General features: G+C 73.5%; 2 protein-coding genes. Both read left to right on the top strand.

Annotated elements, in window-relative coordinates; genetic code table 11:
- Window positions 1-76 precede the first annotated feature (76 nt).
- Window positions 77-1,723: a DAK2 domain-containing protein gene (locus JGS39_RS38700; protein WP_219574452.1), complete on the top strand. Its 1,647-nt coding sequence runs from the start codon at window positions 77-79 to the stop codon at window positions 1,721-1,723.
- Window positions 1,724-1,934: 211 nt separating this feature from the next.
- The coding region (gene recG, locus JGS39_RS38695) for an ATP-dependent DNA helicase RecG (protein ID WP_219574451.1) at window positions 1,935-3,942 on the top strand (2,008 nt) is incomplete at its 3' end.

Genomic DNA, 3,942 nt, shown 5'->3' with positions numbered 1-3,942 from the left:
CGGCCGGACCCGGTGCCGCGCACTAGTCTGCGGTGCAGCCCGCCGTCCCGGTACGCGTTTCGAGGAGGACCATCAGGTGCCGCAGACCGCCGACGACCTGGACGCCGTCGCGGTGCGTACCTGGTGCTCACTGGCGCTGGACGCACTGGGCCGGGAACGCGAGGCCATCGACGCGATCAACGTGTATCCCGTCGCCGACGGCGACACCGGGACCAATCTCTACCTGACCGTGGAATCCGCGGCGGCGGCCGTCGAGGCCGTCTTCGCCGCCCACGAGACCGGCACCTCGGTCCCCTCCACCGCCGACGCGGTACGTGCCATGGCGCACGGGGCGCTGATCGGGGCCCGCGGGAACTCCGGGACGATCCTGGCGCAGCTGCTGCGCGGCATGGCCGAGGTCCTGGCCGAGGGAGCGGGCGCCGGCCGGCTGTCCCTCGCGCTGACCAGGGCCGCCGCCTCGGCCCGCGAAGCGGTCGCGCACCCCGTCGAGGGCACCGTCCTGACCGTGGCGGCCGCGGCCGCGGCCGCCGCCGCGGAACGGCCGGCGGACGGCGCCGGAGCGCCCGCGGTGGTGCGGGCGGCGTACGAAGGGGCGCGGACGGCCCTGGACGCGACCCCGGGACAGCTCGCCGTCCTCGGCCGGGCCGGGGTCGTCGACGCCGGCGGACGGGGGCTGGTGGCCGTGCTCGGTGCGCTGGTCGAAGCGGTCTCGGGCCGGGCTCCGGAACGGGCGTACGAGGCTCCCACCGCTCCGCCTCCGGCCGCCGCGGTCGCCGGGGTCGCCGGGGACTGCTCGGCGGGGGACGGTCCGCAGGACGGGCCGGCCTTCGAGGTCATCTACCTGCTGGAGGCCGGGGACCAGGCGGTGGAGCGGCTGCGCACCCGGCTCGACGGGCTGGGCGACTCCCTCGTGGTGGTCGGCGGCGACGGGCTGTGGAACGTCCACGTGCACGTCGACGACGCGGGAGCGGCGGTGGAGGCCGGTGTCGAGGCCGGGCGGCCGTACCGCAACCGGATCACCCACTTAAATGCGGACCGGCTGCACGCCCGCCCCGAGCCCGCCCAGCGCGCCGTGGTCGTGGTCGTCCCGGGCGACGGCCTCGGCGGCCTGTGCGCGGAGGCCGGGGCGACGACTGTGCTCGCGCGGCCCGGGGAGCCCCCGGCCAGCGGCGAACTCGTGGACGCCATCCGCCGCGCGCACGCCCGCGAGGTGGTGCTCCTGCCGAACGACGGGGACCTGCGCCACACCGCGGCGGCCGCCGCCGAGCAGGCCAGGGCCGAGGGCATCCGGGTCGCCCTCATCCCCACCAGGGCCGCGGTCCAGGGCATCGCGGCCCTGGCCGTCCACGAGCCGGACCGCAGCTTCGACGAGGACGTCGTCGCGATGACCGCGGCGGCCGGCGCCACCCGCTACGCCGAACTGGCCGTCGCCGAACGGCAGTCCTGGACGATGGCGGGCATCTGCCAGGCCGGCGACATCCTCGGCCTGATCGACGGCGATGTGGCCGTCATCGGCGAGGACGTCCCCGAGACGGCCCGGAAGGTGCTGGACCGGATGCTGGCGGCGGGCGGCGAACTGGTCACCCTGGTCCTCGGGGAGGACGTCCCCGACACCCTGGCCGACAGGCTGGAGGAACACGTCCGCGAGGGCTACCTGGCGGTGGACACGGTCGTCTACCGCGGCGGCCACCAGTGCGCTCCGCTGCTGATCGGCGTGGAGTAGCACCGCCGCAGCTGCGGGAATTCGGCGTGGCGCAGTGCCGCTATCGGCCGCGGGATTCGGGGTGGAGCCGCGCCGCAGTCGGCCGCGGGAATTCGGCGTGGCACAGCGCCGCCATCGGCCGCGGCAGTTCGGGGTGGAGCCGCGCCGCCGCACGCGGGATTCCGGGGTTCCGGCGCTGCCCGGCGGACAACTGTCAGTGGCGTGGTGTGCAATGGATCGTGTGTCTGCGTTCGACGAACCCCTCAAGAAGCTGCTCGGTGGCGCCACCGCGAAGGTGATGGCCGAGCACCTCGACCTGCACACGGTCGGTGATCTCCTGCATCACTACCCCCGGCGGTACGAGGAGCGCGGCCGGCTCACGGCGCTGACCGACCTCCCGCTCGACGAGCACGTGACGGTCGTCGCCCAGGTCGACGACGCCCGCGTGATGACGTTCAACGGCGGCCGGGGCAGGCGCCTCGAAGTGACCCTCACCGACGGCCACGGCCGGCTCCAGCTGGTCTTCTTCGGTCACGGCGTGCACAAGCCGCACAAGGAGCTGCTCCCGGGCCGGCGCGCCATGTTCGCCGGCAAGGTGTCCGTCTTCAACCGCAAGATGCAGCTGGCCCACCCCACGTACCAGCTGCTGGACGCCGAGTCCGCCGACGAGGCCGGGGCGACCGAGGCCGTCGACGCCTTCGCCGGGAAGCTGCTCCCGATCTACCCCGCCTGCAAACAGCTCGACTCCTGGCGCATCGCCAAGGCGGTCGACGCCGTACTGCCCAGCGCCCAGGAGGCCGTGGACCCGCTCCCGGCCACGCTGCGCGAGGGCCGCGGCTTCACCCCGCTGCCGGAGGCCCTCCTGAAGATCCACCGGCCGCAGACCAAGGCCGACGTCGCCGCGGCGAGGGACCGGCTGAAATGGGACGAGGCCTTCGTCCTTCAGGTCGCCCTGGCCCGCCGCAGGTACGCGGACACCCAGCTGCCCGCCGTCGCCCGCAAGCCGGTCCCCGGCGGACTGCTCGACGCCTTCGACGCCAAGCTGCCGTTCACCCTCACCGACGGCCAGCTCAAGGTCTCCAAGGAGATCTTCGACGAGCTGGCGACCGAGCACCCGATGCACCGGCTCCTCCAGGGGGAAGTCGGTTCGGGGAAGACCATGGTGGCCCTGCGCGCCATGCTGGGCACCGTCGACGCCGGCGGACAGGCCGCCATGCTCGCGCCCACGGAGGTCCTCGCGCAGCAGCACCACCGGTCGATCACCGAGATGATGGGGGAGCTGGCCGAGGGCGGCATGCTGGGCGGCTCCGACCAGGGCACGAAGGTGGTGCTGCTCACCGGCTCGATGGGCATGGCCGCCCGCCGGCAGGCCCTCCTCGACCTGGTCACCGGCGAGGCCGGGATCGTCATCGGGACGCATGCGCTGATCGAGGACAAGGTGCAGTTCCACGACCTGGGACTGGTCGTCGTCGACGAGCAGCACCGCTTCGGCGTGGAACAGCGCGACGCCCTGCGCTCCAAGGGCAAGCAGCCGCCGCATCTGCTCGTCATGACCGCCACCCCCATTCCGCGAACGGTCGCGATGACCGTCTTCGGCGACCTGGAGACCTCCGTCCTGGACCAGCTGCCGGCCGGCCGCTCGCCGATCGCCAGCCATGTCGTCCCCGCCAAGGACAAACCCCACTTCCTCAGCAGGGCCTGGGAACGGGTCCGCGAAGAGGTGGAGAACGGCCACCAGGCCTACGTGGTCTGCCCCCGCATCGGCGACGACGAGGACGACGCCGCCAGGAAGAAGGGGAAGAAGAAGGCCGACGAGGAGAAGGCCGGGAAGGAGGATGGCGACAAGCGCCCTCCGCTCGCCGTGCTGGAGATCGCCGAGCAGCTGGCCAAGGGCCCGCTGACGGGTCTGCGCGTCGAGGTGCTGCACGGCAGGATGCACCCCGACGACAAGGACGACGTGATGCGGCGCTTCGCCGCGGGCCAGGTGGATGTCCTGGTGGCCACCACCGTCATTGAGGTCGGGGTCAACGTTCCCAACGCCACCGCGATGGTGATCATGGACGCCGACCGGTTCGGCGTCTCACAGCTTCACCAGCTGCGCGGCCGGGTCGGCCGGGGATCCGCTCCCGGCCTCTGCCTGCTGGTCAGCGAGGCCCACGAGGCGAGCCCCGCCCGCGCCCGCCTCTCCGCCGTCGCCGCCACCCTCGACGGCTTCGAGCTCTCCCGGATCGACCTGGAGC

Source organism: Streptomyces poriferorum (assembly GCF_019399235.1).
Classification (GTDB): domain Bacteria; phylum Actinomycetota; class Actinomycetes; order Streptomycetales; family Streptomycetaceae; genus Streptomyces; species Streptomyces poriferorum.
This window is presented reverse-complemented; position numbering and strand designations above follow the sequence as displayed.